Source organism: Burkholderia sp. Ed8 (assembly GCF_040761425.1).
In the GTDB taxonomy this organism is placed as follows: Bacteria; Pseudomonadota; Gammaproteobacteria; order Burkholderiales; family Burkholderiaceae; genus Burkholderia; species Burkholderia seminalis.
In genome coordinates this window covers 3,233,121-3,258,506 of the sequence record NZ_CP142886.1, presented here as the reverse complement: position 1 = coordinate 3,258,506, position 25,386 = coordinate 3,233,121, and the positions used below count along the sequence as shown (strand labels likewise).

24 protein-coding genes are annotated in these 25,386 nt (G+C 65.6%); 13 read left to right on the top strand and 11 right to left on the bottom strand.

Annotated elements, in window-relative coordinates; translation table 11 throughout:
* Positions 1-21: 21 nt before the first annotated feature.
* From VXM69_RS28865 to VXM69_RS28850, 4 genes are all read left to right on the top strand, one after another.
* Positions 22-1,203, top strand: a complete 1,182-nt coding sequence (locus tag VXM69_RS28865) for an acetyl-CoA C-acetyltransferase (RefSeq protein ID WP_069706224.1) — start codon at positions 22-24, stop codon at positions 1,201-1,203.
* A 120-nt stretch (positions 1,204-1,323) separates the two neighbouring features.
* On the top strand, positions 1,324-2,064 hold the full coding sequence (locus VXM69_RS28860) for a 3-ketoacyl-ACP reductase (protein WP_006491801.1): 741 nt from the start codon (positions 1,324-1,326) through the stop codon (positions 2,062-2,064).
* A gap of 124 nt (positions 2,065-2,188) precedes the next feature.
* Complete coding sequence (gene phaR / locus VXM69_RS28855) at positions 2,189-2,755, top strand: polyhydroxyalkanoate synthesis repressor PhaR (protein WP_034186777.1); 567 nt, start codon at positions 2,189-2,191, stop codon at positions 2,753-2,755.
* Between the two features lie 286 nt (positions 2,756-3,041).
* Complete coding sequence (locus VXM69_RS28850) at positions 3,042-4,010, top strand: lysozyme inhibitor LprI family protein (protein ID WP_367189628.1); 969 nt, start codon at positions 3,042-3,044, stop codon at positions 4,008-4,010.
* Between the two features lie 168 nt (positions 4,011-4,178).
* Here VXM69_RS28850 and VXM69_RS28845 read toward each other — a convergent pair whose 3' ends face one another.
* The 3 genes from VXM69_RS28845 to VXM69_RS28835 all read right to left on the bottom strand — a co-directional run bounded on the left by VXM69_RS28845 (position 4,179) and on the right by VXM69_RS28835 (position 7,475).
* Positions 4,179-4,433 carry a hypothetical protein gene (locus tag VXM69_RS28845; RefSeq protein ID WP_034186779.1) on the bottom strand — a complete coding sequence of 85 codons (255 nt, stop codon included), beginning with the start codon at positions 4,431-4,433 and terminating at the stop codon, positions 4,179-4,181.
* 229 nt (positions 4,434-4,662) lie between these two features.
* Entirely contained in the window at positions 4,663-6,009 is a 1,347-nt protein-coding gene (locus tag VXM69_RS28840; protein WP_124607886.1) for a pitrilysin family protein, read from the bottom strand.
* Positions 6,006-7,475 (bottom strand): M16 family metallopeptidase, encoded by a 1,470-nt coding sequence (locus VXM69_RS28835; RefSeq protein WP_367189627.1) that lies wholly within the window; start codon positions 7,473-7,475, stop codon positions 6,006-6,008. The genes VXM69_RS28840 and VXM69_RS28835 overlap by 4 nt, the downstream gene beginning before the upstream one ends.
* 324 nt (positions 7,476-7,799) lie before the next feature.
* Between VXM69_RS28835 and rimO the strand changes: the two genes are divergently transcribed.
* The 4 genes from rimO (at position 7,800) to VXM69_RS28815 (ending at position 12,019) form a co-directional block, all read left to right on the top strand.
* Positions 7,800-9,161, top strand: a complete 1,362-nt coding sequence (rimO, locus tag VXM69_RS28830) for a 30S ribosomal protein S12 methylthiotransferase RimO (RefSeq protein ID WP_034186781.1) — start codon at positions 7,800-7,802, stop codon at positions 9,159-9,161.
* Between the two features lie 3 nt (positions 9,162-9,164).
* On the top strand, positions 9,165-10,091 hold the full coding sequence (locus VXM69_RS28825) for a sugar kinase (protein WP_124607887.1): 927 nt from the start codon (positions 9,165-9,167) through the stop codon (positions 10,089-10,091).
* A gap of 90 nt (positions 10,092-10,181) precedes the next feature.
* Entirely contained in the window at positions 10,182-10,724 is a 543-nt protein-coding gene (locus VXM69_RS28820) for a hypothetical protein (RefSeq protein WP_034186783.1), read from the top strand.
* Positions 10,725-10,837: 113 nt separating this feature from the next.
* Positions 10,838-12,019, top strand: coding sequence for a cystathionine beta-lyase (locus VXM69_RS28815; protein WP_367189626.1), 1,182 nt, complete (start codon positions 10,838-10,840; stop codon positions 12,017-12,019).
* Positions 12,020-12,104: 85 nt separating this feature from the next.
* Here VXM69_RS28815 and serB read toward each other — a convergent pair whose 3' ends face one another.
* Positions 12,105-12,950 carry a phosphoserine phosphatase SerB gene (gene serB / locus VXM69_RS28810; RefSeq protein ID WP_034186785.1) on the bottom strand — a complete coding sequence of 282 codons (846 nt, stop codon included), beginning with the start codon at positions 12,948-12,950 and terminating at the stop codon, positions 12,105-12,107.
* 203 nt (positions 12,951-13,153) lie between these two features.
* Positions 13,154-14,095 (bottom strand): LysR family transcriptional regulator, encoded by a 942-nt coding sequence (locus tag VXM69_RS28805; RefSeq protein ID WP_034186786.1) that lies wholly within the window; start codon positions 14,093-14,095, stop codon positions 13,154-13,156.
* Between the two features lie 124 nt (positions 14,096-14,219).
* Between VXM69_RS28805 and VXM69_RS28800 the strand changes: the two genes are divergently transcribed.
* The 3 genes from VXM69_RS28800 to VXM69_RS28790 all read left to right on the top strand — a co-directional run bounded on the left by VXM69_RS28800 (position 14,220) and on the right by VXM69_RS28790 (position 16,638).
* Positions 14,220-15,236, top strand: coding sequence for a zinc-binding alcohol dehydrogenase family protein (locus VXM69_RS28800; RefSeq protein WP_034186787.1), 1,017 nt, complete (start codon positions 14,220-14,222; stop codon positions 15,234-15,236).
* Positions 15,237-15,395: 159 nt separating this feature from the next.
* Positions 15,396-15,947, top strand: a complete 552-nt coding sequence (locus VXM69_RS28795) for a DUF6013 family protein (protein WP_034187004.1) — start codon at positions 15,396-15,398, stop codon at positions 15,945-15,947.
* Between the two features lie 217 nt (positions 15,948-16,164).
* Positions 16,165-16,638: a PliI family lysozyme inhibitor of I-type lysozyme gene (locus VXM69_RS28790; protein ID WP_069706229.1), complete on the top strand. Its 474-nt coding sequence runs from the start codon at positions 16,165-16,167 to the stop codon at positions 16,636-16,638.
* Between the two features lie 40 nt (positions 16,639-16,678).
* On the opposite strand, the gene fetB is transcribed toward VXM69_RS28790, so the two are convergent.
* Positions 16,679-17,482 carry an iron export ABC transporter permease subunit FetB gene (gene fetB / locus VXM69_RS28785; protein ID WP_034186789.1) on the bottom strand — a complete coding sequence of 268 codons (804 nt, stop codon included), beginning with the start codon at positions 17,480-17,482 and terminating at the stop codon, positions 16,679-16,681.
* A complete protein-coding gene (locus VXM69_RS28780; protein ID WP_034186790.1) occupies positions 17,479-18,180 on the bottom strand; it encodes an ATP-binding cassette domain-containing protein in 702 nt (233 codons plus the stop codon). The genes fetB and VXM69_RS28780 overlap by 4 nt, the downstream gene beginning before the upstream one ends.
* A 152-nt stretch (positions 18,181-18,332) precedes the next feature.
* On the opposite strand from VXM69_RS28780, the gene VXM69_RS28775 reads away from it, so the two are divergent.
* Positions 18,333-20,621: an AsmA family protein gene (locus VXM69_RS28775; RefSeq protein WP_367189625.1), complete on the top strand. Its 2,289-nt coding sequence runs from the start codon at positions 18,333-18,335 to the stop codon at positions 20,619-20,621.
* A gap of 6 nt (positions 20,622-20,627) precedes the next feature.
* Here VXM69_RS28775 and VXM69_RS28770 read toward each other — a convergent pair whose 3' ends face one another.
* Positions 20,628-21,080 (bottom strand): lipocalin-like domain-containing protein, encoded by a 453-nt coding sequence (locus tag VXM69_RS28770; protein WP_034186792.1) that lies wholly within the window; start codon positions 21,078-21,080, stop codon positions 20,628-20,630.
* A 170-nt stretch (positions 21,081-21,250) separates the two neighbouring features.
* Here VXM69_RS28770 and VXM69_RS28765 point away from each other — a divergent pair, with 170 nt between their 5' ends.
* Positions 21,251-22,843: an ABC-F family ATPase gene (locus VXM69_RS28765; RefSeq protein ID WP_034186793.1), complete on the top strand. Its 1,593-nt coding sequence runs from the start codon at positions 21,251-21,253 to the stop codon at positions 22,841-22,843.
* A gap of 841 nt (positions 22,844-23,684) precedes the next feature.
* Here the strand turns inward: VXM69_RS28765 and VXM69_RS28760 are convergent.
* From VXM69_RS28760 to VXM69_RS28750, 3 genes are all read right to left on the bottom strand, one after another.
* Positions 23,685-23,837, bottom strand: coding sequence for a hypothetical protein (locus tag VXM69_RS28760; RefSeq protein WP_367189624.1), 153 nt, complete (start codon positions 23,835-23,837; stop codon positions 23,685-23,687).
* Positions 23,834-24,445, bottom strand: a complete 612-nt coding sequence (locus VXM69_RS28755) for a hypothetical protein (RefSeq protein ID WP_367189623.1) — start codon at positions 24,443-24,445, stop codon at positions 23,834-23,836. Before VXM69_RS28755 ends, VXM69_RS28760 begins: the two co-directional genes overlap by 4 nt.
* 332 nt (positions 24,446-24,777) lie before the next feature.
* Positions 24,778-25,266, bottom strand: coding sequence for a DUF4145 domain-containing protein (locus tag VXM69_RS28750; protein ID WP_260435753.1), 489 nt, complete (start codon positions 25,264-25,266; stop codon positions 24,778-24,780).
* Positions 25,267-25,386: the final 120 nt, after the last annotated feature.

Sequence of the window (25,386 nt, the reverse complement as noted above, 5' to 3'; positions counted from 1 at the left end):
GCGGGCCTGGAGGAAAGGGAAATGACGGACGTAGTGATCGTATCGGCCGCGCGAACCGCGGTCGGCAAATTCGGCGGCTCGCTTGCGAAGATTGCAGCGCCGGAACTGGGCGCGACGGTGATCCGCGCGGTGCTGGAGCGTGCTGGCGTGAAGCCCGATCAGGTCAGCGAAGTGATCATGGGCCAGGTGCTGACGGCCGGATCGGGGCAGAACCCGGCGCGGCAGTCGCTGATCAAGGCCGGGCTGCCGAACGCGGTGCCGGGGATGACGATCAACAAGGTGTGCGGCTCGGGCCTGAAGGCCGTGATGCTGGCGGCGAACGCGATCGTCGCGGGCGACGCGGACATCGTGATCGCGGGCGGCCAGGAGAACATGAGCGCGTCGCCGCACGTGCTGCCGGGCTCGCGCGACGGGTTCCGGATGGGCGACGCGAAGCTGGTCGACACGATGATCGTCGACGGCCTGTGGGACGTGTACAACCAGTACCACATGGGCATCACGGCGGAGAACGTCGCGAAGGAATACGGGATCACGCGCGAGGAGCAGGACGCGTTCGCGGCGCTGTCGCAGAACAAGGCGGAAGCCGCGCAGAAGGCCGGCCGTTTCGACGATGAAATCGTGCCGGTGTCGATTCCGCAACGCAAGGGCGAGCCGCTGCAGTTCGCCACCGACGAATTCGTGCGTCACGGCGTGACGGCGGAATCGCTGGCCGGTCTGAAGCCGGCGTTCTCGAAGGACGGCTCGGTGACGGCGGCGAACGCGTCGGGGCTGAACGACGGGGCGGCGGCGGTGCTGGTGATGTCGGCGCAGAAGGCGGCGGCGCTCGGCCTGACGCCGCTGGCGCGGATCAAGGCGTACGCGAACGCGGGCGTGGATCCGAGCGTGATGGGCATGGGCCCGGTGCCGGCGTCGCGCCGGTGCCTGGAGCGCGCGGGCTGGACGCCGGGCGACCTGGACCTGATGGAAATCAACGAGGCGTTCGCGGCGCAGGCGCTGGCGGTGCACAAGCAGATGGGCTGGGACACGTCGAAGGTGAACGTGAACGGCGGGGCGATCGCGATCGGCCATCCGATCGGCGCGTCGGGCTGCCGGATCCTGGTGACGCTGCTGCACGAGATGGCCAAGCGCGACGCGAAGCGCGGGCTGGCGTCGCTGTGCATCGGCGGCGGGATGGGTGTCGCGCTCGCGGTCGAGCGCCCGTAACCGGCTGTTCGTCACCGTCGAACCGAATCCGGGCGCCGGCCGATTGCGGCTTCGGCCGGCGCCACGTGAAGTCAGAGGGAGCCTCGATAGCTCTCGAAACCAAAAAATGGAGTGAGATTCATGTCTCAGCGAATTGCGTACGTAACGGGCGGGATGGGCGGCATCGGCACCAGCATCTGCCAGCGTCTGTCGAAGGACGGCTTCAAGGTCGTCGCGGGTTGCGGCCCGAACTCGCCGCGCCGCGTGAAGTGGCTCGAGGACCAGAAGGCGCTCGGCTACGACTTCATCGCGTCGGAAGGCAACGTCGGCGACTGGGACTCGACCAAGGAAGCATTCGACAAGGTCAAGGCCGAAGTCGGCGAGATCGACGTGCTGGTCAACAACGCGGGCATCACGCGCGACGTCGTGTTCCGCAAGATGACGCATGAAGACTGGACGGCCGTGATCGACACCAACCTGACGAGCCTCTTCAACGTGACGAAGCAGGTGATCGACGGGATGGTCGAGCGTGGCTGGGGCCGCATCATCAACATTTCGTCGGTGAACGGCCAGAAGGGGCAGTTCGGCCAGACCAACTACTCGACCGCGAAGGCCGGCATTCACGGCTTCACGATGTCGCTCGCGCAGGAAGTCGCGACGAAGGGCGTGACGGTCAACACCGTGTCGCCGGGCTACATCGGCACCGACATGGTGAAGGCGATCCGTCCCGACGTGCTCGAGAAGATCGTCGCGACGATCCCGGTGCGGCGTCTGGGCGGCCCGGAGGAAATCGGCTCGATCGTCGCGTGGCTCGCGTCGAACGATTCCGGCTTCGCGACGGGCGCCGACTTCTCGCTGAACGGCGGCCTGCACATGGGCTGACGCCCGGGCTGCGCGGGCCGGGTGGCCGCGCAGCCGGGTGGGTTCCGAAGGCCCCCGCCTCCCGGATTCGGGCGGCGGGGATTCGTCACTTGCGCTTGCGCTACGCTGCACTGAAAGGCGTTACATGACTACTACAAAGAAGACTGCCGAACGGCTCATCAAGAAGTACCCGAACCGCCGGCTCTACGATACCGAGACAAGCACGTACATTACGCTCACGGACGTCAAGCAGCTCGTGCTGGAGCAGGAGGACTTCAAGGTCGTCGATGCGAAATCCAACGAAGACCTGACGCGCAGCATCCTCCTGCAGATCATCCTCGAAGAGGAAAGCGGCGGCGTGCCGATGTTCTCGTCGTCGATGCTGTCGCAAATCATCCGTTTCTACGGCCATGCGATGCAGGGCATGATGGGCACGTACCTGGAAAAGAACATCCAGGCGTTCATCGACATCCAGAACAAGCTCGCGGATCAGTCGAAGAACCTGTACGACACCAACGCGATGAATCCGGAAGTCTGGTCGCAGTTCATGAACATGCAGGCGCCGATGATGCAGGGGATGATGACCAGCTACATCGAGCAGTCGAAGAACATGTTCGTGCAGATGCAGGAGCAGATGCAGAACCAGGCGAAGTCGATGTTCAGCACGTTCCCGTTCAAGCAGCCGGGTGCGTCGGAGCCGGAAAAGAAGTAATTAATCGTGGCGCGGCACGCCGGCCGCGGCGGCGCGAGCCGTCGGGCGACGGGGCCGCGAAGCAGCGCGCGCAGCGCAGCCGATCGTGTGTTCGGGCATGACGATGCGCGGCCGCTGCCTGCCGTGAGATGCCGCCGACGGTCGTTCATGATCGTCGGCACCGATGCGCGTGCCGGGCAACGGCGTGCATGACCGTCGTCCAGTCGATCGAGATCCCGTCATCAACGAATGAAAGCCGGGGTGCGCTGCGCCGGAGCGCGTGCGTTCGCACCGCGGCGCGGGGTGTGTGCCTGTCGCACCCGAAGCGGCGCTGCACGGTGACGCGCGGTACCGGTTCCGGTTGCGACGATACAGGCGATGCCGCGTCGACCCGGCGCGACCAAGAACAACAAACCGATTGAGAGAGCGCATGCGAGGGATTCGAATGGCATCGGCCGGCAGGCTCGCCGGTCTTGCTTCGATGTTCATGTGTGGCATGGGCCTGGCCTTGCCGGCCCTGGCGATCGATTGCGCGAAGGCCGTGCAACCGGTCGAGAAGCGCATCTGCGCGAGCCCCGCGCTGCGGACAGCCGACGCGAGGATGAATACGGCCTATGCGGGCGCGCTGAAGGCCGCGCCGGACGCCGCGATCCGCGACATGCTCGTGCGCAGCCAGCGGCGCTGGATCGGCGCTCGCAACAACCGACTCGACGCCGATTACGATGGCCATCCGATGGCGGTCGACGAAGTGCGCAAGGCCATCGATCGGCGCACGGCGATGCTGGCCGATCGGTCGGCCAAAGGGCTGATCGCGCGGGCGCTGGCCGAGCGGCAGTGGCTCGCGAAATATACGGGCGGCCCGTTGACCGGTTTCGATGGCAACTGCGATTTCATTCCGGACGACGCGAGCGGCACGCACGTGTCCTACGCGTGCTTCGGCGCGGTCCACGTGCAGCATCGTGCGCGGATCTGCAGCCAGAGCGAGGACTGGGCGACCGGCGCGGTCTATCAATACCGCTCGGTGAGTGCGACCGTCGGCGGGAAGGTGCATCCGGTGGCGTTCTGCGAGGCGCAGGCGCATGCGCAATCGTGCGATGGCGGCGGCGCGCAGTCAGGATGGGTACGGGCCGGTGCGTCCGGCGTGGATGGCCGCGCGCCTGCGCCGGCCGCGGGCATGCCGCAACTGGATGCGGAAATGTGGCCGATCGGCGACGGCGACGATGCAGTGTGGTTCGAGCGGTGTCTGACTGCGCCGGTGTTTCCGGATGCGCGGTGACGCGCAACGCTTCATGTTCCTGCACGGCCCGCGATCGCGGGCCGGGTCGTTTTTCGTCGGCAGGGGTTTCGTGCGCAGCCGATGTCGATCGATCATCGACTGCGATGTCGCGCACGCGTGCGCTGCGTGGTCATCGGTTCGGGCCGATGGCATGCGTTGCAGCGGTGCTCAGTGCGCGGGACCGAAGTCCTGATCGTCGTCCGGCGGAGGAAGGTCGAGCACGAGCTTGACGGCGCAGTAGTTCGCCTTGAGCGAAAACACGCGGCCGATCACGAGGAACGTCTGTCGCGAATGCTCGAGCTCGACGAAGTCGCCCGGTTGCGGCACATGCGCGCCCTGGTCGTAGGAGAAACTGGTGCTGGTTTGCTCGCCGACGGCTTCCGCTGCGTGTTCGGTGAATTCGATCGTGATGTGGGTGGTCATGCGAGCCCCGTCATGGGTGGTGTGAAGCGGTTGGAGGTTCCGATTCTCGCATAACGGCGCCTCGCGTCCGGGGCGATTGTCGTGCGCCGGGCTCCGGCGCACTCGAGTCCGCACGCGTCGAGGATGTTCCACGAGCGTTGCAGCGAACCTCCCGTTGGAGAGCCGTAGCAGTGCGATGGCGGCGGCCCGGCCGAAGCCGGGCGCGGCGCGGAACGAAGCGAGGTTGCGGTTATTTCTCCGCAAACGTGCCCGCTTCCACCAACGTCATCTTGCCGGGGTCCAGGTACGCGCGGATGGCGGTGTTGACCTGCTCGACGGTCAACGCGCGCACGCGCTCGGGATAGGTGTCCAGGTCGCTCAGCGGGCGGTCCTGGAGCACCGTCTGGGCGATCATGGCGGCCATCTGCCCGGTCGTTTCCATGGCGACTTGATGGCGGCCGATCATGCCGTCCTTGCGGGCATCCAGTTCCGCCTGCGTCACGCCCTGTTTCCACCAGGTGTCCAGAATGCGGCGCGTGCTGGCGACGCCCTTGTCCAGCAGAGGCGGGGCGAAACTGCTGGTGATGACGAATCCGCCGTCCATCAGCGAGAGCCCGGACAGGCCGGCACGGATGCCGTAGGTCAGGCCCTCCTGATCGCGCACCCCTGCCATCAGCCGGCCGGTGAAGCCGTTGCCCAGGATGTTGACGGCCGCGCTGAGCGGCAGGTAGTCGGCATCGTTGGCGCGCAGGTCGATGGCCTGACCCAGCATCACGCTGATGGATTCCTTGTCCCCCATGGCGATGCGCTGTATGTCGGGCTGACTTGCCTTGCGCGGCGGCCCCCGCCGCACGAGCGCCTGGCCGCCGCTCCAGCCCGCGAACGCTTCGGTCACGAGGGACTGCAGGCGGCGAGGGTCCGCGCCGCCGACCACGACCAGCGTCATGTGTGCAGGCCCGTAATAGGCTTGATGAAAGGTCTTGATGTCGTCCAGTGTGGCGGCGGCGATGGCCTCGAGCATCCGCTCGCGCGGCACCGGGGCGTTGAGGTGCGCGGCGGGGTAGATCGACTGGTTCAGCGCCTCGCTGGCCCGGACCGACGGGTTTTCCGCGGCGTTGCGGACCGCGGCCTCCAGCCGCGTCTTGGCCTTGGCCAGTTCCTCCGGCTTGAAGGCCGGCCGGCGCAACTGCTCGGCCATCAGGTCGATCAGCGTCGGCAAATCCTTGGTCAGGCTTTGGCCGTAGATGCCGACATAGCCTCCGTCGGTCCGGAACGACAACTGGGCGCCCAGGCTCTCCAGCAGCGCGGAGATCGCCACCTTGTCGCGACGGGTGCTGCCCTCCTGCAGCAACATGCCCGTCAGCAACGGCACGGCGGGATTGGCTGCCTTGCTGGCCGTATCGGCATCGCCCAGCGGCATCACCCCGGCAATGGACACCATTTCCCGCGGCGACATCGAATAGGTCAGCAGCGCGATGCTGCCGGCCTGGGTGCGCACGACGCGATCGGCGATGCCCGCCTGAGCGGCAACAGGCAGCCACAGCACGGCGAACCACACGAACCACGTCCGCAGATGATTGAAACGAGCCTGCTTCATGACGATTTCTCCGGGACGAACCAGCCGGTGGTGCTCTGGTTTTCAACGAGGTACTTTCGGGCGACGCGCTGCACATCGGCGGGCGTCACCTTCTCCAGTTCTTCGAGCTCGGTGACGAACCGTGTCCAGTCGCCCAGCGAGACCGCCCGGCCCAATCGGGCGGACGTCAAGCCGACGCCGTCACGCTGGTAGATCTGATCGGCCCGGTAAGGGCCCAGCACCCGCTGGATATCGTCGCGCGTGACGCCCTCGGTCTTGACGCGCTCCAGTTCGGTCCAGACGACTTTCTCGGCCTGCTCGTGTTTCGCGTCGGGCGGCAGGCTGACCGTCACCACGAACGGGCCGGGATCGCGCAGCGCATGGAAGCTGGCGCCGGCATGCGTGGCAACCGCGGTGTCGATCAGTGCGCGATACAGCCGGCTGCTCTTGCCCTGGCTCAATACCAGGCCCAGGACGGTCAGGGCCGCCGCATCGGGGTCGAGCGCGCGCGGCGCCTTGAAGGCGATGATCAGATTGCCTGTCGCGCCGGCGCGTTTGAGCACCAGCCGTCGCTGCCCCTGCTGCGGAGGTTCCTCGGTCGTGACCACCGGGATGGGCTGGGGCGCGCGCGGGATGCCGCCGTAATACTGCTTGATCCAGCCCAATGCCTGGTCCGGCCGGAAATTGCCGACCACGATGACGACCGCGTTGTCCGGCCAGTAGAAGGTGTCGTAGAAGCGGCGCAGCTTGTCCACGCTCGCATGTTCGATGTCGCTGCGCCAGCCGATGGTGGGATGGTGGTAGGGGTGCGCCTGGTAAGCCGTGGCCATGACCTGCTGGAACAACGCGGTGACAGGGCTGTTCTCGCCCCGCTCGTACTCGTTGCGTACCACCGTCATCTCGCTGGCCAGATCTTCCGGACGCAGCAGGAGGTTGCGCATGCGGTCGGCCTCGATGGCGATATAGCCTTCCAGCGCGTCGCGCCCGAGCGTGCCGAAGTAGTTGGTGCGATCCATCGAGGTGGTTGCGTTGAAGGTCGCGCCCACCCGCTCCATGTAGCTGTTCAGCGAATTGCCGAGCGCCTTGTTGTAATGCTGGCTGCCCTTGAACATCAGGTGCTCGAGCAGGTGGGTGTCGCCGGTCGTGCCGGCGGCCTCGTTGCGTGAACCCACCTGGTACAGCACCTGGAAACTGACCACCGTCGCAGCGGGATCGGGCAGGGCCAGCACGGTGAGGCCGTTGGCATCCAGGCGGTATTCGTCGATGCCGCCCAGGGAGCGCACGTGGGTAAAGCCCGCGACCTCGACGGGTTGGGCCATCGCGGTGCCTGCAATCAACAGGCACAACGAGAGCCCGGCGCATATCAAACGGCGTACTGACATGAAACGTCCTTTCGTGTGGGCGGGATGAACGCGGAAGATCGGGCGCCGGCTCGACGGTCGGTCGACCTGACCTGCGTCGAGCGCGGCGAACGTGAAGTTTTTCATATTTTCCGATGCGCGTTGAGCGATGGTGCGTGGCGGGGACATCGCCGCCGGGATGCACCCGTTGAACGTGCAGGTCACCTGAACGCGATTGTCGGGCCCGGACGTCTTCGATGGCGCATCGCGCCGAGGTCTGCCGGCGAGCAACGGTGGGCAGGCGATTGTTTCAGAGTGAAAAGGGACGCATCAAGCCGCCTCGCATGACAGGCCGTTGACGCGTCGTGCCGCCGATTTGACGGTCGACGCCGTCGCCGACCGCCTGTTTTGCCTCGCCACCCCTAAATCGCTGTAAACTCACGCTTTTGCTGCCACGCCCCCACATTCCAGATGTCCCAATCCCCCAAAGTAGGGTTCGTATCCCTCGGGTGCCCCAAGGCGCTCGTCGACTCCGAACAGATCATCACGCAATTGCGCGCCGAAGGTTATGAAATCTCCGGCACCTACGACGGCGCCGACCTCGTCGTCGTGAACACCTGCGGCTTCATCGACGAAGCCGTGCAGGAAAGCCTCGACGCGATCGGCGAAGCGCTGACCGAGAACGGCAAGGTGATCGTCACCGGCTGCCTCGGCGCGAAGTCGAGCGCGAGCGGCTCGAACCTGATCGAGGAAGTCCATCCGAAGGTGCTCGCCGTCACCGGCCCGCACGCGGTGGGCGAAGTGATGCAGGCCGTGCATTCGCACCTGCCGAAGCCGCACGACCCGTTCACCGATCTCGTGCCCGCCGCCGGCATCAAGCTCACGCCGCGTCACTACGCATACCTGAAGATTTCCGAAGGCTGCAACCACCGCTGCACGTTCTGCATCATCCCGTCGATGCGCGGCGACCTCGTGTCGCGTCCGGTCGCCGAAGTGATGCTGGAAGCCGAGAACCTGTTCAAGTCGGGCGTGAAGGAACTGCTCGTGATCTCGCAGGACACGAGCGCCTACGGCGTCGACGTGAAGTACCGCACGGGCTTCTGGAACGGCAAGCCGATCAAGACGCGCATGACCGACCTGGTCGCCGCGCTCGGCGAACTCGCCGCACAGTACGGCGCGTGGGTGCGCCTGCACTACGTGTACCCGTATCCGAGCGTCGACGAAGTGATTCCGCTGATGGCCGAAGGTCCGTTCAAGGGCCACGTGCTGCCGTACCTCGACGTGCCGTTCCAGCACGCGCACCCCGAGGTGCTGAAGCGCATGAAGCGCCCGGCGAACGCCGAGAAGGTGCTCGAGCGCGTGCAGAAGTGGCGCGAGATCTGCCCGGACCTGACGATCCGCAGCACGTTCATCGCGGGCTTCCCCGGCGAGACGGAAGAGCAGTTCGAAACGCTGCTGGACTTCATCCGCGAGGCGGAACTCGACCGCGTCGGCTGTTTCGCGTATTCGCCGGTCGAAGGCGCGACCGCGAACGAACTCGACGGCGCGCTGCCGGACGACGTCCGCGAGGCACGCCGCGCGCGCTTCATGGAAGTCGCCGAGGAAGTGTCGGCGAATCGCATCCAGCGCAAGGTCGGCAAGACGCTCAAGGTGCTGATCGACGAAGTCAGCGAGGAAGGCGGCATCGGCCGCACCGCGGCCGACGCGCCGGAGATCGACGGCGTCGTCTATGTCGAACCGGCGGCGAAGGCATCGAAGCGCTACAAGGTCGGCGATTTCGTGTCCGTGAAGATCACGGGCGCGGACGGTCACGATCTGTGGGGCGAGGTGTAAGCGATGGCCGCCGCCTTTCCGGAGATCCTCGCGCTCGGTGAGGCGATGATCGAATTCAACCAGTCGCAGCCGGGCCGTCCCGAATTCCTGCAGGGCTTCGGCGGCGACACGTCGAACTTCTGCATCGCGGCGGCGCGCCAGGGCGCGTCGACGGGCTTCGTGTCGGCGATCGGCGACGATCCGTTCGGCCGGCTGCTGGCCGGCATGTGGCGGGCGGAACAGGTCGACACGACGTACGTGCGGATCGACCGCACGGCACCGACCGGCGTGTATTTCGTCACGCATGGCGCGGACGGTCACCAGTTCGACTATCTGCGCGCGGGTTCCGCGGCGAGCCGTTATGCGGCGGCCGACCTGCCGCTCGACGCGCTCGCGGCCGCGAAGGCCGTGCACCTGTCGGGCATCAGCCTGGCGATCAGCACGGCCGCGTGCGACGCGGCGTTCGCGGCGATCGACCATGCGCGCCGCCACGGCGCGAAGGTCAGCTTCGACACGAACCTGCGCCTGAAGCTGTGGCCGCTGCCGCGGGCCCGCGCGGTGATGCGCGAGGCGCTGCGCCAGACGGACATCTGCCTGCCGAGCTGGGACGACGTCACCGCACTGACGGGCGCGAACGATCGCGATGCGATCGTCGACGCGATGCTCGAACACGGGCCGCAGGTCGTCGCGCTGAAACTCGGCAAGGAAGGCGCGTATGTCGCGACGCCGAGCGAGCGGCGCGTCGTGCCGGGCTTCACCGTCGAGGCCGTCGATGCGACGGGCGCGGGCGATTGTTTCGGCGGCGCCTTCGTCGCGCGGATCGTCGCGGGCGACGATCCGTTCGCGGCCGCACGTTACGCGAACGCGGCGGCGGCGCTGTCGACGACGGGCTACGGCGCGGTCGCGCCGATTCCGCACCGCGATGCGGTCGCGCGCCTGATGCAGGGCTGACGCGAAATACGCGCGCCGGCCGTGGTTTCGTACGACGGGCGGCGCGTCGCCGCGATTTTCGAGCGAATCTGAAGCAAGGAGTAACACAAGGTGGGTCGATATTCGGAATGGCAACGGGTGCTTGTCGTCGCAGGCGCGCTGGCCGCGGGCCTCGCGATGCCGCGCGTGGTCGCGGCGCAGGCCGTCGCGCCGGGCGTGCAGCAGGATGAACCGGCACCGGCGCGGCCGCTGAAGCCGAATCCCGAGTTTGCCCGCCTGCCGCGCTACGAAGGCACGCTCGGCGACCGGCCGATCGTCGTGCATCTCGGCCCGAAGACGGACGAGGAGGGCGTGCACGGCGAGTACCAGTTCGCCGATACCGGCGAGGTCGTGCTGCTGGCGGGCGATCGCGACGGCGACACACTCGAGATCGAGGAGTCGAACGACGGCACGAACATCACCGGCGTGTGGATCGGCCGCTTCGACGCGACGGGCGACCTGAAGGCCGACCGGATGAACTCGGACGAGTCGGACCCGCAGCCGGTCGTGCTGCATCTCGCACCGGGCAAGCGCGCGGCGCTGCAGGTGCGCGACGGCCGCGTGCGGGAAATCGAGACGGTGGGCGGCGTCGTGAACCTGCGCACCGACGACTGAGCGCGCGCTGGCTCGGCGGGCGCGGCGCGCATTGTACCGGGCCAAGCGCGCCGATTTTGGCTAATCTAGCGGCATATTCCGCAACCGAACGGCCTCGTGCCCGGCTTCCCGACATGACTGCATCCACCCCCAAGCGCGCGCTGCAAACCCGCATCGTTCAACCCGACGACGTCATTCCGGAAGGCTTCCGGTCGTTCGTGCCGCCGGTCGCGCGCGCGTCGACGGTCGTGTTCCCCGATCTCGCGACGATGCGCGCGCTCGTCTGGCACAACGACAACCAGTGGCGCTACGGGCTGCATGCCACGCCGACGTCGCTCGCGCTCGCGCAGCGGCTCGCCGAGATCGAGGGCGGCGCGCATGCGCTGCTGCAGCCGTCGGGGCTCGCGGCGATCATGAACGTCTACTTCGGGATCGTGAAAGCGGGCGACGACGTGCTGGTTCCGCACAACGTGTACGGCCCGAACGCCGATTTCGGCAACTGGCTCGCGAAGGATTTCGGCATCACCGCGCGCTTCTACGATCCGCTGATCGGCGCCGGCATCGCCGACCTGATCCAGCCGAACACGCGGCTGATCTGGATCGAGGCACCCGGCTCGGTAACGATGGAAGTGCCCGACGTGCAGGCGATCACCGCGGCCGCGAAGGCGCGCGGCATCGTCACCGCGATCGACAACACCTTCTCGGCCGGGCTCGCGTTCAAGCCGTTCGAGCACGGCGTCGACATTTCGGTGCAGGCGCTGACCAAGTACCAGTCGGGCGGCAGCGACGTGTTGATGGGCGCGACGATCACCGCGGACGCGGCGTTGCACGCGCAACTGAAGCTCGCGCGGATGCGCTGCGGGATCGGCGTGTCGGTCGACGATTGTTCGCTCGTGCTGCGCAGCCTGCCGAGCATGCAGGTGCGCTTCGATGCGCACAGCAAGAGCGCGCTCGCGCTCGCGCAATGGCTGAAGGCGCGTCCGGAGATCGCGGTGGTGCTGCATCCGCAGATCGCCGACTGCCCGGGGCACGCGTCGTTCGTGCGCGATTTCACGGGCGCGGGCGGGCTGTTCTCGGTGGTGTTCGACGAACGCTACAGCGCGGAGCAGATCGATCGCTTCGTCGAGTCGCTCGACCTGTTCGCGATCGGCTGGAGCTGGGGCGGCGCATGCAGCCTCGCGATGCCTTACGACGTCGCGTCGATGCGCCCGGACTGGCCGCATCGCGGCACGCTGGTGCGTTTCTACGTCGGTCTGGAGGACGAAGCCGACTTGCGCGCGGACATCGAGCGCGCGCTGCAGGACGTACTCGGCTGATCGCCGGTCCGACGACCCGCGGAAAAACGAAACGCCGGCGCGATGCACGATCGCGCCGGCGTTTTTCATGGGGGGTGCGGCGCGATCAGAACAGCCGCAGCAGCCCGTCGAGGCCGACATGGTCGAACGCGACCGTCGCCGCGTCGCGCACGACCGGCTTCGCGTGAAACGCGACCGAGAGCCCCGCTTCGGCCATCATCTTCAGGTCGTTCGACCCGTCGCCCATCGCGATCGCGCGGCTCGGCTCGAGGCCGAGCGACGCGCACGTGTCGCGCAGCAGGCGCGCCTTCACGTCGGCGTTGACGATCTCGCCGAGCACCTTGCCGGTCAGCTTGCCGTCGACGATCTCGAGCGTGTTCGCGTACGCGTAGTCGAGGCCGAGACGTGCCTTCAGCCGCTCGGTGAAGAACGTGAAGCCGCCCGACACGAGCAGCGTCTTCATGCCGGCGGCCTTCACGCCGGCCAGCATCGTCTCGGCGCCCGGCGACAGTTGCAGCCGTTCCTCGTACACGCGTTCGAGCGCCCGCGCGTCGAGCCCGGCCAGCAGCGCGACGCGGCGCGTGAGGCTTTCGTTGAAGTCCCGGATCTCGCCGCGCATCGACGCTTCGGTGATCTCGGCGACCTGCGTCTTCAGCCCGCAGAAATCGGCGATCTCGTCGATGCATTCGATCGTGATCAGCGTCGAGTCCATGTCCATCACGGCGAGCCCGAAGTCGCCGAGCGTGCGGCCGGCCTCGACGAACCCGAAATCGAGCGCGTGCGTGCCGCAATACGCGTCGATGTCGAGGCGCTGCGCCGGGTTCGCGTTTTCGATGCGCAGCGCGTGATCGTCGGTCTGCACGATGCGGGTGCCGCGCGACAGCGCGAGCAGCGGTTTGTGATGGGTGTCCGACAGCGGCGCAAGACTCTGGATGACGAGATTGTGGGTCATGACGAGTGGTTGGAAAGCAAATGAAATGCGTGTGCGGCCAACGGGCGGCCGCCTGCCGATGCGGGCCCCGTCCGGCGTCGGGCCCTTGCGTGGCGAACGCGCCATTGTAGCCGGTTGGCGGGGGCGGGGCGGACGCGGCCGTTTCGGTTCCGGGGGCCGGAATCGAAGCGGCAACGCCGCGGCACGCGCGCGGACATCGATGCCTATCGCCCGTCCGCTCGATCCCAGTACGGCGGATCGCCGAAATGCTCGGCGAGGAACGCGATAAACGCGAGCGTTTTCAACGGCACGTGCGCGCGGCTCGGATAGACGGCCCAGATCGCCACCTCGTCCGCGAACGGATAGTCGTCGAGCACCGTGACGAGCGTGCCGCTCGCGAGCAGCGGGCCGACGTCCCAGGTCGACTTGATCGCGATTCCGAAGCCGTCGACGAGCGCTTCGCGGATCGCCTCGCCGTTGCTCGCGACGAGCCGGCCGGCGACCCGCACGGTCAGCGGGCCTTGCGGTGTCGCGAACGACCAGTCGCGCTGGTCGCCGAGGATCACGCATTCGTGCTGCGTCAGGTCGGCCGGATGGCGCGGCGTGCCGCGCTCGGCGAGATACGCGGGCGAGCAGCACAGCACGCGGCGGTTGGTAGCGAGCTTGCGCGCGACGAGCGTCGAGTCCTTCAGCGCGCCGAGGCGGATCGCGACGTCGTAGCCGTCGTCGACGAGATCGACGATCTCGTCGGACAGCCGCAGGTCGAGCGATACCGACGGATAGCGGCGCAGGAACGCGGGAATCACCGGCGCGACGTGCTGGCGGCCGAACGACGACGACATCGACACCTTCAGCCGCCCGTACGGCTCGCTGCGGCCATGGCCGACCGAGGCGCGCGCGGCGTCGGCGGCCGACAGCAGCGCGTCGGCGCGCGCCATGAAGATTTCGCCGTCCTGCGTGAGGCTGATGCGGCGCGTGGTGCGGTGCAGCAACCGTGCGCCGAGCTGGCGTTCGAGCTGCGCGATGCGCGCGCTGGCAACGGCGGCCGACACGCCGAACTCGCGGCCGGCCGCCGTGACGTTCGCGAGCAGCGCCGCGCGCACGAACAGCGCGACGTCGAGCAGGTCGAGCGGCTTGTCGGGTGCCGGAATCGGATCGGACGCCATTATTCTGAAATTCCTGAAAATGTTTCAGGAAATATAGCGGTTTTCTCGAAGGATCGGGTTGCCTACGATGATGTTCATGGGGCCGCGCCGCGGCCCGCCCGGATTCCATGAAAGGAGTATCGAGATGAAAGCCGTTGGACTGACCCGCTATCTGCCGATCGACGACCCGCAAGCCTTGCTTGACGTGGAACTGCCGCAGCCCGTGCCGGGCCCGCGTGACCTGCTCGTGAAGGTCGAGGCGATTTCCGTGAACCCGGTGGACACCAAGGTGCGCGCGCCGAAGCCGCAGGTCGAGGAGACGCCGCGCGTGCTCGGCTGGGATGCGGCCGGCACGGTCGTCGCGGTCGGCGCCGACGTCACGCTGTTTCGCCCCGGCGACGAGGTGTTCTACGCGGGCAGCATCACGCGGCCCGGCGCGAACAGCGAATTCCATACGGTCGACGAACGGATCGCCGCGCTGAAGCCGCGCACGCTCGACTTCGCTGCGTCGGCCGCGCTGCCGCTGACCGCGTTGACCGCGTGGGAAGCGCTGTTCGACCGGCTGCGCGTGTCGCCGCAGGGCGCGGACGCCGGCAAGTCGGTGCTGATCATCGGCGGCGCGGGCGGCGTGGGGTCGATCGCGATCCAGCTCGCGAAGACGCTCGGCAAGCTGCACGTGATCGCGACCGCGTCGCGGCCGGCGTCGGCCGACTGGGTGCGCGCGCTCGGCGCCGACGCGGTGGTCGACCATTTCGGCGACCTGCCGGCGCAGTTGCGCGAGGCCGGCCATCCGAACGTCGACTACGTGCTGATCTTCAACGACACGGATCGTCATTTCCCTGCCGCCGCGGAAGTCATCCGGCCGCAGGGCGGCATTTGCACGATCGTCGAGAACGACAAGCCGGTGCCGGTCGAACTGCTGAAGGCGAAGAGCGCCGCGTTTCACTGGGAGTTCATGTTCACGCGCGCGATGTTCGAGACGCCGGACATGATCGAGCAGCACCGGATCCTCGGCGAAGTCGCGCGGCTCGTCGACGGCGGCACGCTGCGCACGACGCTCGGCGAACAGCTCGGCACGATCAACGCGGCGAACGTGCGGCGCGCGCACCAGTTGCTCGAGGGCGGCCGCGCGATCGGCAAGCTCGTGCTGAGCGGTTTCTGATTCCGTCGCGCGCATAAGGTTGCGGCGCCGCGAACGCAAGCGGGGTAACACCCGATGCGTTTGCGGCGCATTGCATCGAGCTTGGCGGTAGACTGGCAGCGCATCATGCATCGAAAACCGCGCGGCACGCGCGTGCCGCCGCATTACAAGGAGGTCAGCATGAGCCAACGCAGCTTGTCAGTCGCCGCATCGTGGTCGGTCGTGTTCGCGGCGGCGTGCGTCAGCGCGAGCGTATTCGCGGCGCCGCCGGTCAAGGGCAGCCTGAAGGGCGGCGGTACCGGACAGCTCGAATACACCGTCAAGGTCGATTCGAAGACCTTCGGCAATACGCAGGAGACGCGCAAGATCCGCTCGGGCGAGACGGACGATTTCAACTGGAAGTCGGTGCCGCCGAGCGGGGCGGTCGCGATGCCGGACGGCTGCCCGAACGCCGACACCCTGCCGCGCGACGCGAACGGCGCGATGGTGCGCCAGACCCAGGTACGGCTCGCGCCGTCGGTCGACGCGAAGGGCGTCGCCAACGTGCAGCTGAGCTTCCAGGCGGCCGCGCCGAAGGGCACGCGCAGCGTGACGGCCGGCGGCAAGTCGCTGCAATGCCCGGACGTCGTGTCGGTCAGCCAGGTGAAGTGGGTGTCGATTCCGACCAACGGCGGATCGAAATCCGTGACGATGAGCGACGGCACCAAGGTGACGGTGTCGATCAAGCGCTGAACGGCGCGCGCGGGCCGGCGTTTCGCCCGGTGCGCGCGCAACGGATTCGACGGGTGGCGTGGGCGGGGCGGCGCATGAGCGCTGCGTGCAGGCGTCGCGATGTTTTCCCGTCATCTTCTTCGCGGGACGGTGCCGCTGCCGTGCGGCGGCCGTGCGTGACGTCATGCAGCTGTCGCGTGACGTTCACCCGCTTCCTTTCCTCCCCGTAACGATTCCGATGAAACCTCGAATGCGCGTGCTGCTGTCTGCCATTGCGTTCGTCGCCGTGCATGCGCACGCGGCCGACGACTGCAGTTTCGTGAAGAAGGTCGGGCTGCCGTCGCGGCAGCAGGTAGCCGTCGTGTCGAGCGGCGCACTCGAACCGTGCTCGACCGGCAGCTACGCGGTACGCGTGTACTCGACCGCGCACGCCGCCCCGGGCTTCGATACCGACGATTACGTGACGGGCACGCTGCATGCGCGCGACGGTACGGTCACCGATGCGTTCACGGCCGACCTCGGCGCACGCGCGCCGCAGGCGCTCGTCGTGACGACGCGTTCGGCCGGCAGCGGCGGTTATGTCGGCGCGCAGGCTTATGTGACGACGCCGCGCGCGGTGCGGCTCGTCGCGTCGGTCGACGGGCTCGCACCCGAGGCGGACGTCGCGGCCGCGTTGCGGCAGGCGATCGGCAAGCGCCGCGTCGCGCGCTGACCGTCCGGCGCGCGAACGCACCGCGCGGTACCCGGGCCGGTCAGGGCGCGCGCTCTTCGAGCCGCGACGCGAGAAAGCGGTGATCGGCCGAGAACAGCCGTCGATAGGTCATCAGTACCGCGCCGACGGTGCCGAGCGCGGACGCGGCGGCGATCAGGAACATGATCACGATCTGGTAGCGCACGGCCTGCAGCGGCGACTGGCCGGCCAGCACCTGGCCCGTCATCATCCCCGGCAGGCTGACGACGCCGACGACGGCCATCTGGTTCAGCGTCGGCAGCATGCCCGCGCGTACGGCCTGGCGCGCGGCATCCTGCGCGGCTTCCCAGCGCGTCGCGCCGAGCGCGAGTGCGGTCTCGACCCGATCGCGCCGCGCGGTGAGTTCTTCCATCATCCGCTCGACGCCGAGCGACACGCCCGTGAGCGTATTGCCGAGAATCATCCCCAGGATCGGAATCGCGTATTGCGGCGCATACCATGGATGAATGCGGATCACGACGAACAACCCGACCGCCGCGACGAACCAGCTGCTGAACCAGATCGACGCAATGCTGTCGATGCGCTGGCCGCGATATGTGCGCTTGCCGCGGCCGGCGCCGGCGAAACCGGCGATCAGCGTCATCAGCGCGGTGAGCGGCAGCACGACGTACCAGTGCGGATGGCCGAACACCCAGCCGAGCACGTAGCCGATCGCGAGCAGCTGCACGACGGTGCGCACCGCCGCGAGCGCGAGCTTGCGGCCGAGGCCGAGCGACAAGGCCGCCGAAATCGCGCCGTTGACGGCGACGAGCGCGGCGGCGATGCCGACGTCGACGAGGCTCAGGTCCTGCAGGGCCGGGCTCATTGCGCCGCCTCCGCCGGGTTCGCGACATGCATGACGCCTGCCTGCATCACGAGCCGCATCGTGCCGATCCGGGCGGCCTGGGCCGGATCGTGCGAGATCCACATGTAGGCGCGCGTGTCGGGTGCCGCGTCGAACCACGCGCCGACCAGCGCCTCGATCGCGCGCGCCGAGTCGGGATCGAGTGCGGACGTCGGCTCGTCGAGCAGCAGCACGTCGGGGTCGAGCTGCAGCACGCGCAGCAGCGCGGCGATCTGCGCTTCGCCGCCGGACAGGTCGCTCGCGCGCTTGTCGAGAAAGTCGGGACCGCGGCCGGCCTGCGCGGCGAGCGCTTCGGCACGTGCGCGATCGAATGCGACGTCGCGATAGATCGCGAGCGAATACGGATAGCGCAATTGCGATTCGACGGTGCCGTCCATTTGCGCGGGGCGCTGGCGCACGTACGCGACGCTGCGCCGGTAGCGCGGAATCGCGCCGCGCCGGATCCGGCGGCCGCGCCACAGGATCTGCCCGCCGTCGAGCGGATCGAGCAGCGCGAGCGCGCGCAGCAGCACGCTCTTGCCGGAGCCGGACGGTCCCGTGATAGCAATTCGCGATCCCGCGGCGAGGCTGAAATCGGTCGGCGCCAGCAGCGTCTTGCCGCTGCTGGCGTCGCGCCGCGCGATGTGCCGCGCATCGATGAGACCGGTGGGGGCTGTCATGTCACAAATGAAAAAAAGCGTTAATGGCGCCGAAGAGGCGGTATCGCGTGCGTCATAATACCGATTGAAAAGCCGCGGGTGTCGTGCGCCGTTCGTTCACGCAAGCGGTCCGGCATGGCGCGGCAACACTTCAGAACAACAACGGAACCGCCATGACGCTAACCCGAGCCATCGGCAAATCGGCTGCATGGGTCGTCGGTATCGTCGCGGTGCTCATCGCGGCGGCCGGCGTCTTTCTCTTCACGTTCGACTGGAACCGCGCGAAACCGTGGGTCAACGAACAGGTGAGCGCCGCACTCGGCCGCCCGTTCGCGATCAACGGCGATCTCAAGGTCGGCTGGCGTCGCCCCGACGGCGAGACCGGCTGGCGCGCATGGGTGCCCTGGCCGAGCTTTTCGGCCACGCAGCTCGAGATCGGCAACCCCGACTGGGCGAAGTCGCCCAAGTTCGTCACGCTCGATGCCGCGCACTTCGATCTCGCGATCCTGCCGCTGCTCGCGCATGAAATCGTCATTCCGTCGATCGACGTCGTGAATCCGGCTGTCGACCTCGAGCGGCTTGCCGACGGCCGCAACACGTGGACCTTCCAGTTCAAGCAATCGTCGCAGCCGTCGCCGTGGAAGGTGCGGCTCGACAGCTTCGGCTTCGCGAAGGGCACCGTCACGTATCGCGATGCGATCACGAAGGCCGACCTGACCGTCGCGATCGATACGCTCGGCCAGCCGATCCCGCTCGGCGACGTGCTCAAGGAGCAGGAGCAGACGTCGCGCGCGGCGTCCGCGCAGCGTGTCGGCAAGCATGGCGCCGCGCAGTTGAGCGCGAAGGCCAATGCGGAAGCCGCATCGAGCGCTTCCGGCGCGCAGGCGGCGAGTGCGGCATCGGCGACGGGCGCGTCGGCTGCGGCTTCCGTCGCTTCGGCGGCGTCCGGTTCGTCCGCTTCTTCTGCTTCTTCCGCATCGACGGTTGCCGTGGCATCCGGCGCCGCGGCGCCCGCGAAGCCGTCCGGCCCGACCTATGCGTTCGGGCTGAAGGTCGACGGCCGCTACAAGAACGTGCCGATCAACGGGACCGGCAAGCTCGGCGGCGTGCTCGCGATCCAGGACGCATCGCGGCCGTTCCCGCTGCAGGCCGACGTGAAGGCCGGCGATACGCGGCTCGCGATCGTCGGTACGCTGACCGATCCGATGCATCTCGCGGCGATCGACCTGCGGCTGTGGCTGCAGGGCACGTCGATGTCGCACCTTTACCCGCTCACCGGCATCACGCTGCCCGATACGCCGCCTTACGCGACCGAAGGGCGGTTGATCGGCAACTTCAAGCGGCACGCGAGCACGTTCCGCTACGAGAACTTCAACGGCCGCGTCGGCGGCAGCGATCTCGGCGGCACGCTCACGTATGCGCAGCGCGAGCCGCGACCGAAGCTGTCGGGCGAACTCGTGTCGAACCTGCTGCAGTTCTCCGATCTCGCGCCGGTGATCGGTGCCGATACGGCCGCGAGCAAGGCCAAGCGCGGCGACACGACGCATCAGCCGCCGGGCCGCGTGCTGCCGGTCGAGACGTTCCGGACCGACCGCTGGCGGGCGCTCGACGCGGACGTCAAGTTCACGGGCCGCAAGCTGGTCAAGAGTTCGAACCTGCCGATCACGAACCTGTATACGCACATCCTGATGCAGGACGGCGTGCTGTCGCTCGAGCCGCTGCAGTTCGGCGTCGCGGGCGGCACGCTCGCGACGACCGCGCATCTCGACGGCAGCGGCACGCCGCTGAAGGGCCGTTTCACGGTGGCCGCGCGGCACCTGAAGCTCAAGCAACTGTTCCCGACGCAGAAGGTCATGCAGTCGGCGCTCGGCGAAATCAACGGCGACGCGTCGCTGTCGGCGACCGGCAACTCGCCGGCAGCGCTCGCCGCGACGTCGAACGGCGAAGTGAAGGCGCTCGTGACGGACGGCCGCATCAGTCGCCTGCTGATGGAAGCGGCGGGGCTGAACGTGGCCAACGTCGTCTACGAGAAGCTGTTCGGCAACAACGACGTGAAGATCAACTGCGCGGCGATCGATTTCGTCGCGACCAACGGCATGCTCGACCCGAAAGTGTTCGCGCTCGATACCGACGATGCGCTGATCAACGTCGACGGCCCGATCAGCCTGCGCGACGAATCGCTCGACCTGAAGATCCACCCGCATACGAAGGGGTTCCGGATCTTCTCGCTGCGCTCGCCGCTGTATGCGAAGGGGACGTTCAAGGACCCGAAGGTCGGCGTCGATGCGACCGCGCTCGCGCTGCGCGCCGGCGCGATGGTCGGGCTCGGGCTGATCAACCCGTTCGCGGCGCTGATCCCGCTGATCGCGCCGAGCAACAACCGCGACGTGCCGTGCTCCGAGCTGTTCGGGCAGATGAAGGCGAAGGCCGCGCAGAAGGCGGCCGCGAAGGCCGGCAAGTGACGCGCGTCAACGGCCCGCGCGCACCCACAGCAGCACGGCGTCCACTTCGCGGCCGTCGATCCGCACCGGCGCGGCGGTGCCGAGCTGAAGGCGGTCGCCGTCGAGCATGACGGCGCGCTGCTGGACGTTGCCGAGCCAGTTCGGGAACAGGCTGACGTCCATTTCATGGGTCAGCGTGCCGTCGTCGGTCACTTGAAAGGGGCCGGAATAGGCGATGTAGCCGCGGGCGGCGGCCGCGTACTCGGCGTCGGTGCCGTGGTGCAGGTCGCCGTTCGCGTAGGGCGGCCGGCCGGTAGCCATCAGTTGGGCGGACATGTAGCCGTCCGGCGTATAGAGAATCCAGCCGCGCGCGTCGCGGCCGAGCGGATAGGCGGTCGCGCTACCGTCGCGCGGGCGGACTTCGTAGGACACGAGGCGCCATGCGCCGACGAGTTGTTCGCGAAGCTGGCTGGCAAGCATGCTGGATTCCGGTCGGGCGGCGTTGGGGCGCGTGCCGCCGTGTTGGCGGGCCGCCGGGCGGAGGGCCAGATGGCCTCGAATGCGCTGCCCGGGCAGTATGGTCGGCAGTTTCTCCGACTCCTGCTAAAATACACGGTTTTCCGTCGATTTCTCTCTTAACGGGACCTGCCGTGCTTTCTACTGCCAACATCACGATGCAATTCGGGCCAAAGCCCCTGTTCGAGAATATCTCGGTCAAATTCGGCGAGGGCAACCGCTATGGTCTGATCGGCGCGAACGGCTGTGGCAAGTCGACGTTCATGAAGATCCTCGGTGGCGACCTCGAGCCGAGCGCCGGCAACGTCGCGCTGGAGCCGAACGTCCGCCTGGGCAAGCTGCGCCAGGACCAGTTCGCGTACGAAGACGTGCGCGTGCTCGACGTCGTGATGATGGGCCACACCGAAATGTGGGCCGCCATGACCGAGCGTGACGCGATCTACGCGAACCCGGAAGCCACCGACGACGACTACATGCACGCGGCCGAACTCGAAGGCAAGTTCGCCGAATACGGCGGTTACGACGCCGAGGCGCGCGCGGGTGCGCTGCTGCTGGGCATCGGCATCGAGGAGAAATTCCACAACGGCACGATGGCCGACGTCGCGCCGGGCTGGAAGCTGCGCGTGCTGCTCGCGCAGGCGCTGTTCTCGAAGCCGGACGTGCTGCTGCTCGACGAACCGACCAACAACCTCGACATCAACTCGATCCGTTGGCTCGAGCACACGCTCAACGAGTACAACTCGACGATGATCATCATCTCGCACGATCGTCACTTCCTGAACTCGGTGTGCACGCACATGGCCGACATGGACTTCGGCACGCTGAAGGTCTGGCCGGGTAATTACGACGACTACATGCTCGCATCGGCACAGGCGCGCGAGCGCCAGGCCGCCGCGAACGCACGTGCGAAGGAGCGCGTGGCCGAACTGCAGGACTTCGTGCGCCGCTTCTCGGCGAACAAGTCGAAGGCCCGCCAGGCAACGAGCCGTGCGAAGCAGATCGACAAGATCAAGATCGAGGAATTCAAGCCGTCGTCGCGCCAGAACCCGTTCATCCGCTTCGAGTTCGAGAAGAAGCTGCACAACGTCGCGGTGGTCGCGGAAGACATCACGAAGAAGTACGAGCGCACGATCTTCCAGAACTTCAACCTGTCGGTGCAGCCGGGCGAACGCATCGCGATCATCGGCGAGAACGGCGCGGGCAAGACGACGCTGCTGCGCTCGCTGCTCGGCGCGCTCGAACTCGATCACGGCACGGTGAAGTGGTCCGAGAACGCGAATGTCGGCTACATGCCGCAGGACACGTACGAGGAATTCCCGAACGACATCACGCTGATGGACTGGATCGACCAGTACCGCAAGGACGGCGACGACGAAACGATGGTGCGCGGCACGCTGGGCCGCCTGCTGTTCTCGTCGGACGACATCAAGAAGTCGGTGAAGGTGCTGTCGGGCGGCGAGAAGGGCCGCATGATCTGGGGCAAGCTGATGCTCGGCCGCCACAACGTGCTGCTGATGGACGAGCCGACCAACCACATGGACATGGAGTCGATCGAGTCGCTGCAGATCGCGCTCGAGCAGTTCGAAGGCACGCTGATCTTCGTGTCGCACGACCGCGAGTTCGTGAGCGGGCTGGCGAACCGGATCATCGAAGTGCGTACGGATGGCACGCTGTTCGACTTCGGCGGGAATTACGAGGAATTCCTGACGAGTCAGGGGCAGGAGTAATTCTGCCGGGTTGTCCCAAGACCACCTTTCATGCGTCCCAATTGTCCCACGGAATTGTCCCGTTGGGACAATGCGTGACCAGGTTGGTGCAGCCAGCGGCATGCTTCTTAGGTGCCACTGGCTGCTTCCAGTGCGCGAGGTGTAGAGTTCCCAGTCACAGGTTGATATTGCGGCTTATATGCTGCTCTTGACGGCACGGAACGATCCTATTTTTTGCATCCCAGCCCTGATGATCGAAAAGCGCGATATCTTTGTTAAATAGAGAAGGGTGATCTTTTGGCTTAGAAAAAATAATAGAATAAAAAAGCCGATGACAAAGGGGATGCCCGCACTTAAGTGATTAATTTTTACGGCGATGTAATTTGATGCAATCGTCGATCCCAGGCTTATCTCTAGTACGAGTCGATATCGTTGTATGCTGCGCTTTGCGTTTTTTTCGTGCTGATATAGTTCGGCGATTTGACTTTTAAATGATCTGGTTAGCTTGCTTGGTCTGATGCTTTTGAGTTTGACGAGCTCTGCTATCGCGGACTCACAGCGTGGGATGTGTATCAACTTGATTGTGGAAAACGTGAGGAAATTGCTTATCTTCGGGATTAGGTAAGCTGTTATTCCTATTGTCAGCAACAGCTCCCATAGTGGCATCGTTGTGACGTGTTCGATAAAAGACGTCGAAATCGTCTTTAGTGATGCATTGTCTACGATTTTTGAGTTGATACTCCAATTGCCGCTAGAAATGACGGATAACGCCGTGGCTGTAAAGATGATCCGCCAAGGCGTTATATACGGAATGACGGACTTAAATGTCGCGTCGATCAGCTTGTCTGATATCTCGCTCATTTTAGGGGAAGGCTAGAAACACTATATCTCCGCGCTGCTCATCAAATGCTCCAAATGTCGTAACAGGGCAGGCCCAAAAGCTAAACTCTTCCTTCTTGAGATTGAAGTTATTTAGTTCGGTCGCATCATTTTCGGAGAAGATGAGGAGTGTCATTTCTTCCTGGGTGGTGGAGCTGACAAATTGCCCTTGGTACTTAAATTTCCCCGATCTTTTTCGCCAAGTCCCGTAAGAGTTCCCGTATAAAGGGTCTCGGGGCCTAATCGTTTTGAGCTGACCAGGCGGTTGAATTGTTTGCTTATTCTTTTGTCGAATTCGTAATTGGTTCGACCTTGCCTTGTTTCTACTTGGAAACTGATTGACTCTGCTTCAGTTATCGAGCTTGATCGCAGGGGTGATATTAGGTTATTGATTTCTTGGAGTACTGCTGATTTAAGATACTCAGCTTCGCGCGCGGCTTGATTGGCTATAAGGTCGGCTTGGCTATTACCGTCCGGTTGCTTTCTTCGCGCGCGGTCAACGGCAGCTGGGACTTGTTGGTGAAGTGGCTGGACTACCACGGCAATTTCATGAGCGGCAGCTTGATATTGATCGAAAATGAGCTCATTGAATTTCGCGCCAAGCCAATTATAGGCCTCGTTGACGAGAGGGATGCGAATGCTGCCATGTTCGAACTGTTGAACTATAAGGTCGGCTTCGGCATACTCGATGCTTTTAAGGCCTGCATATTTTCGAAGAACCCCTCTCTTGTCGAATATGACCATCTTGTCTACTGCTCTCTGGACATGCATTAGAGAGTGCGATAGGGTTCTGGCACTTACTTGATTGCCTGGCGCAAGTCTACCCGTCAATCGGAGTTCAAAGTGATCTGGCATGGTCTTGAGGTTCTTTTTATATTCTGAGTTTTGCTACTGGCTGTTTGGTGCGGTGCATCCGGAATGTTTTTCGGGAATTTCTCAGAGGATATCTCATTAAGCCGGAATGTGGAATTCCCCCCGGTACCCCCTCCGTTCCCACACACGCACCATCACGCGCAGCCCCTCTGACGCGCATCAGGTAATCCGCGCGATACCCTGATGCGCGCGCGCGTATCTCATTAGGCTGGTGCCTCTTCGTCGTCGCTATCGATGTCAGGCATGGCCTCTTCAGGGATGCGCCCCTTCTCCTTGAGCACGGACAAGACTGTCTCCCGATCATCGTATAGGTCATGCAACAGCCGCGCCGCGTACTCTCTGGCAGTATTCACTTCACTTATAGAGACCACGCGCCAAGGCTCGTGCAGGACATAGTTCCCCAGGGTCCGAATTTCCTCATGCGCGCGCCTCTTACGCGCAGCGGTAATCACACCATCGGCCGCAGCTAGGTCTATTTGCTGGTCTAGCGGGGTGCCTTTCTTGATCTTGTATCCGCTGGCTCGAAGGGCTTTGTCTAGGACCGAGCGAAACATAGCTGCTGCGGCCCGGTAGCACCCCGCGTTCGCACAGGATTCGCCCTCGCGGAACTCTCGCACAATCCCCTCAGGGACATCTTTGGGCAGTGACATCTGCGCTTCATTGGCTTCTGGATAAAAATCCAGCAACTGCATACCCGGCTCGCTCCGATGAGATAGGAATGTGGCCAACGCCCCAGAGCCGCAATTGGCGCATCTAACCAGTCGGTACACTTGGGAGCTCCAGTCATCGACGGGCCGGAAGATTTGCCCGTA

What these genes read in the sequence shown, in the direction of transcription:
- VXM69_RS28865 (WP_069706224.1), top strand. Translation starts at nt 22, where the DNA reads ATGACGGACGTAGTGATCGTATCGGCCGCGCGAACCGCGGTCGGCAAA.
- VXM69_RS28860 (WP_006491801.1), top strand. Translation starts at nt 1,324, where the DNA reads ATGTCTCAGCGAATTGCGTACGTAACGGGCGGGATGGGCGGCATCGGC.
- phaR (WP_034186777.1), top strand. Translation starts at nt 2,189, where the DNA reads ATGACTACTACAAAGAAGACTGCCGAACGGCTCATCAAGAAGTACCCG.
- VXM69_RS28845 (WP_034186779.1), bottom strand. Translation starts at nt 4,433, where the DNA reads ATGACCACCCACATCACGATCGAATTCACCGAACACGCAGCGGAAGCC.
- VXM69_RS28840 (WP_124607886.1), bottom strand. Translation starts at nt 6,009, where the DNA reads ATGAAGCAGGCTCGTTTCAATCATCTGCGGACGTGGTTCGTGTGGTTC.
- VXM69_RS28835 (WP_367189627.1), bottom strand. Translation starts at nt 7,475, where the DNA reads ATGAAAAACTTCACGTTCGCCGCGCTCGACGCAGGTCAGGTCGACCGA.
- rimO (WP_034186781.1), top strand. Translation starts at nt 7,800, where the DNA reads ATGTCCCAATCCCCCAAAGTAGGGTTCGTATCCCTCGGGTGCCCCAAG.
- VXM69_RS28825 (WP_124607887.1), top strand. Translation starts at nt 9,165, where the DNA reads ATGGCCGCCGCCTTTCCGGAGATCCTCGCGCTCGGTGAGGCGATGATC.
- VXM69_RS28815 (WP_367189626.1), top strand. Translation starts at nt 10,838, where the DNA reads ATGACTGCATCCACCCCCAAGCGCGCGCTGCAAACCCGCATCGTTCAA.
- serB (WP_034186785.1), bottom strand. Translation starts at nt 12,950, where the DNA reads ATGACCCACAATCTCGTCATCCAGAGTCTTGCGCCGCTGTCGGACACC.
- VXM69_RS28805 (WP_034186786.1), bottom strand. Translation starts at nt 14,095, where the DNA reads ATGGCGTCCGATCCGATTCCGGCACCCGACAAGCCGCTCGACCTGCTC.
- VXM69_RS28800 (WP_034186787.1), top strand. Translation starts at nt 14,220, where the DNA reads ATGAAAGCCGTTGGACTGACCCGCTATCTGCCGATCGACGACCCGCAA.
- VXM69_RS28795 (WP_034187004.1), top strand. Translation starts at nt 15,396, where the DNA reads ATGAGCCAACGCAGCTTGTCAGTCGCCGCATCGTGGTCGGTCGTGTTC.
- VXM69_RS28790 (WP_069706229.1), top strand. Translation starts at nt 16,165, where the DNA reads ATGAAACCTCGAATGCGCGTGCTGCTGTCTGCCATTGCGTTCGTCGCC.
- fetB (WP_034186789.1), bottom strand. Translation starts at nt 17,482, where the DNA reads ATGAGCCCGGCCCTGCAGGACCTGAGCCTCGTCGACGTCGGCATCGCC.
- VXM69_RS28780 (WP_034186790.1), bottom strand. Translation starts at nt 18,180, where the DNA reads ATGACAGCCCCCACCGGTCTCATCGATGCGCGGCACATCGCGCGGCGC.
- VXM69_RS28775 (WP_367189625.1), top strand. Translation starts at nt 18,333, where the DNA reads ATGACGCTAACCCGAGCCATCGGCAAATCGGCTGCATGGGTCGTCGGT.
- VXM69_RS28770 (WP_034186792.1), bottom strand. Translation starts at nt 21,080, where the DNA reads ATGCTTGCCAGCCAGCTTCGCGAACAACTCGTCGGCGCATGGCGCCTC.
- VXM69_RS28760 (WP_367189624.1), bottom strand. Translation starts at nt 23,837, where the DNA reads ATGACACTCCTCATCTTCTCCGAAAATGATGCGACCGAACTAAATAAC.
- VXM69_RS28755 (WP_367189623.1), bottom strand. Translation starts at nt 24,445, where the DNA reads ATGGTCATATTCGACAAGAGAGGGGTTCTTCGAAAATATGCAGGCCTT.
- VXM69_RS28750 (WP_260435753.1), bottom strand. Translation starts at nt 25,266, where the DNA reads ATGCAGTTGCTGGATTTTTATCCAGAAGCCAATGAAGCGCAGATGTCA.